Source organism: Myroides sp. TSA_177.3, assembly GCF_052691955.1.
The window spans coordinates 1-6003 of sequence record NZ_JBQZGD010000046.1; the positions used below are offsets into that span (position 1 = coordinate 1).

Sequence of the window (6003 nt, forward strand, 5' to 3'; positions counted from 1 at the left end):
GTATGTTAATGAAGATGGAGATACGGTAACCTTGGATATGTCTACAATCATTAAGGCTAATGAAACAGTAACAACCCTAGCAAATGCAAATGGAGTTCTGACGTATACGAATGAGGCTAATGTCCCAGTAGTAGTAGATATTCCTGCTTTAGTTAAGTCTAGTGAAACGTTAACGGTTCTTGAAAATATAGTAACGCAAGAGAGCGAGGAGAGTGGAGAAATTGTTGATATTTATACGCTAACCTACAAAGATGAAGCGGGAGATCTACATCCAATCGATATTAAAGTGTTAGTGAAAGGAACAGAGACAGTAACTACCTTGGTTTATGATCCAATGGAGCATGTATTAACCTATAAAAATGAAAAAGGGGAAGTTACTAACTTAAAATTAACAGATTTAGTTGGTGATGGAGAATCGTTAACTAAGTTGGAATTTGATGCAGCGACCAATTCTTTATTATATACAGATGAGGATGGAATTATTCATACGATTGAAATCGAATCAATTAATAAACATCCTTGGTTGGATTCCTCAACACATAATGTCGCTACTAGTAGTACAGCTGATATTTATACTAAAGGATGGGTTGGAATTGGGTTTACTGAACCATCTGGCGCTCCTAATGAGAAGTTAAGAGTTAATGGAAGTATCACAGCTGTAAATAGTTACTATGCAGATTATGTATTTGAAAAGTATTTTGATGGGTATTCATCCTTAAAATATGATTATAAGTTTAAAAGCTTAGATGTTGTTGAAGACTTTATTAAAGAAAATCGTCACTTACCTGGGATAACGCCTATTCATGAATTGAGTAAATCAGAGGACGGCTATTCTTTTAATGTTTCAGAATTATCAATTCAACTTTTAGAAAAAACAGAAGAATTGTATTTGCATATTATTGAGCAAAATAAAGAATTAGAGGAAAAGGAGTCAAGAATTAAAGAATTAGAGCAAGTTAACCAAAATGTTCAGCAAAAAGTAGAGCAATTAGAGCAAGTTAACCAAAATGTTCAACAAAAAGTAGAGCAATTAGAGAAAATGCTTCTAGACTTCATGCACAAAAACTAACTTTTTAAAATTATTAATTATGCGTTATAATAATACGATATACAAGGGAATGAAAGATATAATTTCATTACTATTGATCCTTTTTATAGGTATCTTTTCAAGTATGGCCCAAACTAATATGACTAAAATTAAAGATGGTACTATTTCTGGATCCGCTGCTGTACCTGGTTTGGGAGTAATACTTGAATTAGAAAGTGTTAATAAAGGATTTTTGACTCCAAGATTGACCACACAACAAAGAGATGCAATTGCAGTTGCCAATAGAACTGATGGTTTATTGATTTACAATAAAACAACAGGCTGTTTTAACTATTGGAGTGAAGTACAAGATACCTGGTTGAGTTTATGTGGTACGCCGCCTCCTGCTGTATTTGAAATTAGTTCAATACAATGTTCAGAGATAACGGTAAATGGAACATTTAAACAAGGAGAATATTTGAAACCTTCAAATTATTTGACTATACCTGTAACAGTAACACAAGCAGGTACCTATGATATTTTAGCTGCAACAAATAATGGTTATTATTTTTCAACTAAAGGAACTTTCCCAACCTCAGGAACATATACTTTGATTGCAGAAGGAGTAGGAACTCCTAATGTGGGCTATAATGTGGGTGAGAATGGAGATTTATTGACTATCTCATTAAATAATAAGCTTAGTACATGTGTCACTAAGTATGTTTTTGTAGACAAAGCAAGTGTTAGCTATGAAATAGATTGTAATGGTGCAATAGTTCAAGGAGACTATATGATCGGTAGATCGTTAGATGGGAATAATAAGATTGTTTTAGAGGTTGACGTGCAATCAGTAGGATATTGGAGTATATCAACTAATACAGTCAATGGTTATTCATTTAGAGGATCTGGGACATTTACGCAAATTGGAGGTCCTCAAACGATAGAATTATTGGGAACTGGAACACCAATAGTTTCAGGCTCAAATTCATTTAATTTGACTTCAAATTCTGATGCTGGTACAAGTACAAGTTGTACGGGGGTTCAAGTTGTAGTACAAGCTATTAAGTATACCGTAGATTGTTCTCAAGCAATTGTTGCTGGGGTGTATAAACAAGATGAAGCTATGACAGCTTCTAATACAGTAACGATAAAAGCTAATGTACAAGCAACTGGTGAAACCACAATTCGTACAAATACTGTGGGCGGTATTTACTTCACTTCTGGACCGCTTTCTTTTGATTCATTAGGTGAGAGGGATGTTGTATTAACAGCTGTTGGAACTCCGACAACCCCAGGTTTAAATACCTTTACTTTAGATGCATCACCAGGTATGGTTGCTACTTGTGGATTTGATGTTACAGTAACAGGACAACCTGTAGCTTATAGTTTAACTTGTTCTACTATAGTGGTAAATGGAACGTATGCTCCTAATATAGCTATGAATGCTACTAATACAATGACATTAAGTGTAAACGTTCAATATCCAGGTGCTTATACTATATCTACCAATACAGTAAATGGAGTGACGTTCTCAGCAAGCGGTACATTTACTTTGACTGGTACACAAGATGTAACACTACAAGCTTCAGGTATAGGTCTAACAGGAGGTACTCATCGATTTACAATTACATCAAATAGTAGTTTAGGAAGTAATACATGTAACAAAAATGTAGAGTTTGTTTATCGCAAAATAAATGTCCTTGGATTAGGAACGGGAACTTATCAACCTGGAACGGCTAGTAATACGCAAAGTACAAGAGCTATATTACAATCACCTGCGAATTTTGGACCTACAGGAAAAGTTCAAGTTGATGGTATTACGATTGTTAATGGAGGTACAGGACAAGGAGCTACATTGAGAAATAACATCAATAATAATAAAATTGACGTAATTGTAATTGGTTATAATTACTTACCATCAGCAGCATCGATTGCCATTTTAGAAGATTTTGTTAAAAATAAGAAAGGTGTATTGATTCACTCTCAAGAGAATGATGCTACAGGGGCTAGAAATTTAATTAATGCAATAGCAAATTCTGCAACTACTGCTGTATCAGGAACTGGAACCACCTATATTAATCCAATTTTAAATATGGATAATATATTGCTAAATGGGCCTTTTGGAGACATTCGAAATAAAGCAGGAGGAAGTGATGTGAATAATTCTTATTACGTGACCGGTTTTTCGAATGAATATACTAGCTTCTCTCATCAACAAGGTAATACTTCTCGTTCTTGGTTGATTAAACACAATACACTAGGATATATTTATGTTGGTGATTCTGGATGGACCTCTGGTGATGCTACTAATAGTTCGACAACTATTTGGCCAGCTGCTATGACAGCAGGAGGATTGCCAATCTCTAAAGCATATAATGGAGGTACTTTGGTTTATAATAGTATTTTATACGCTAATATTATGACTTGGGCTATCCAATATGTACAAGAGAATACAAATGTAGATTATATAGTTCCATAGTGAATGTAATGAATAATTTATAATGAAGAACAATTAAAAAAATAAGCTTGATTTAATCAAGCTTATTTTTTTTGTATTAAATAAATCATTACGGCTTGAATATGTGTTAAAGTATAGTTTCGTTGCTTTAGCTCAAAAACTTAGATAAATTGTAATATTTTTTCCCTTTAGTAAATTTTAGTTTATGGCATATTCTTATTATAAAAAAAACTAATCTAAAAGGAGAATTATTTATTAAATTTTCTCCTATAGTATATTCAATTTTTGTGAAGATTGTGTTATTAGTATATAGTACAAGCTTGTTTTTTTAAATTATAACGCCTTATAATCATATTTATGGTTTTTTAAATTGATAATATGATAAAAATATTTTTTTAAAAAAAAATGACAAAAAGTGAAATATGATGTCTTTTAAAGCATTTTAAATTATTGAAGTCTCACTATGCATATGATGTAATTTGTAAAATCGCAATATATCATTAAGTGTATTGATTCTATAATGGTTTTTTTTGTTTTTTTTATGCTTTATGTGATTTTTATTTGATTTTATTTGTTTAAAAAGGTTATTTTTTGTAAAAATAATACGGTTTGTTTAATATATGTGATAATTGTGTAATTTTGTACTGTGTTTTCAATAGACCATTATTTAAGTGCATCATCATTATAAATTATTGAAAATCTTAATTATTTTTTTAAGAGATATTATGATAGAAGTGGATTATATATTAAGTAAGTTAAAGTATTTATTAGGATATAAACATGATAAGGAATTAGCCAGTTTATTAGGTGTGAAGCCTGGCACAATATCTTCATGGAGAACTAGAGGAGCTCTGCGATTTGATAAAATTATTAATTTATGTAAAATCTATAATATAGATTTGAATGAGTTATTTCTAATAAAATCAAATAGAAATAATAAAGATGTGAAATTAGTAATGGTTCCTGTTGAGTATCATCTGTTATATTTTTTAAACCCTGTAGAGTATATTTCAAAATCATTTCTTTATAGTTTTCCAACAGAAGAAAACGTTGATATTGCTTTTCAAATAGGATTTAATAATATGTATCCTACATTAGTAGTAAGCTCATATGTTTTAGCAAAGAAAATAGACTTAAAAGATATTCAACCTTTAAATCTCTATGTGATTGTAGTTCAAGAGAAAGGTATCTTATTCCATCGCTATCAATCCGATACTAATAATGATGAGTTTGTTTTTAGTAGTGATAATCCGCATTTTAAAAACTTTTTAGTCAAAGTAAATGATATTTTGGAAATTTTTTGCATTAAAGGATTATTTATCCCTCATGCGGGAAGATAAGCAATTTATTGTTTGCTTTTTTATTTTGGTAATAAATTATATAAAAATTGAATATGCTTAGAAAATTAATTCCGTTAGTAGCACTTGTATTTAGTAGTTCAGCAATGGCTCAAGTTGGTATAGGTACTAAAAAAGCAGCTAGCTCAGCTCAATTAGATGTTGTTGCTTTGAAAAAGGGAGTTTTACTACCTAGAGTAAAATTGAATACTAGTACTGATTTTAATCCTATAGAAGGAGAGAGAGTTGAAAGTTTATTAGTGTATCATACAGGGAATACTGAGTTAGTTGCAGGATTTTACTATTGGAAGTCAAATGCTTGGACTCCACTTCTTTCTGGTGATACCTATATTGATCGAAAAAACTATTCTTTTACTATTTCAGCTAACCCTACAAAAAGTGGAGAAGAGTCTTTAGTCGTTACAGATAATCAAAATCATAGTGTATATCTTGCAGTTGCAGAAATCGCAAACAATACTACATTTGTTACGAATTTGGTAGAAAACCAAGAGTTCATCACAAAGTTAGGAGATAACGTAGAATTCATTAATCACATTACCAATAATAATGAGTTCATTGAAAATATCATCAACGAATTAAAAGGAACGTATGGAAACGTAAATTACGATTCAACCAACAATACGTTTGTTTACTATGATGAGAATGGAAACGAACACCAAATTGATTGGTCTAGATTAAATACGACCAACGTTAGTTTTACTTTGGTGAATGATCGTTTGGTTGTGACAGATTCAGAAGGAAATGCTGTTTCTATTGCTGTGGAAGAAATTGCGAATAACACTACATTCGTTAATAATTTAACAGAGAACCAAGAGTTCATCACAAAGTTAGGAGATAACGTAGAATTCATTAATCACATTACCAATAATAATGAGTTTATTGAAAACATCATTAACGAGTTAAAAGGGAAATATGGTAATGTAAATTACAATCCAACAACCAATACTTTTGTTTACTATGACGAGCAAGGCGTAGAACACAATATTGATTGGTCTTCCTTAAATACAACAAACTTTAGTTTCACTTTAGATCAAGATCACTTAGTGGTGACCGATTCAGCAGGTGATTCAGTTCGATTAGCTGTATCAGAAATCGCAAATAACAGTACGTTTATTACGAATTTAGTTGAAAACAGTGAATTTATCACGCAACTGGGAGAT

Annotated in this window: 2 protein-coding genes and 2 pseudogenes; all 4 read left to right on the forward strand. The window is 31.4% G+C overall.

Features of this window, described 5'->3' with window-relative positions; genetic code table 11:
* Positions 1-1069, forward strand: a pseudogene (locus ACUTSE_RS17965) (hypothetical protein); the annotation flags it as partial.
* Positions 1070-1088: 19 nt separating this feature from the next.
* Positions 1089-3506 (forward strand): hypothetical protein, encoded by a 2418-nt coding sequence (locus ACUTSE_RS17970; RefSeq protein WP_445641249.1) that lies wholly within the window; start codon positions 1089-1091, stop codon positions 3504-3506.
* Positions 3507-4210: 704 nt separating this feature from the next.
* Complete coding sequence (locus ACUTSE_RS17975; RefSeq protein ID WP_445641250.1) at positions 4211-4825, forward strand: helix-turn-helix domain-containing protein; 615 nt, start codon at positions 4211-4213, stop codon at positions 4823-4825.
* A 53-nt stretch (positions 4826-4878) separates the two neighbouring features.
* Positions 4879-6003, forward strand: a pseudogene (locus tag ACUTSE_RS17980) (hypothetical protein); the annotation flags it as partial.

Excerpts from the sequence above, each read along its gene's own strand:
- ACUTSE_RS17975 (WP_445641250.1), top strand. The coding sequence starts at position 4,211 with ATGATAGAAGTGGATTATATATTAAGTAAGTTAAAGTATTTATTAGGA.
- ACUTSE_RS17970 (WP_445641249.1), top strand. The coding sequence starts at position 1,089 with ATGCGTTATAATAATACGATATACAAGGGAATGAAAGATATAATTTCA.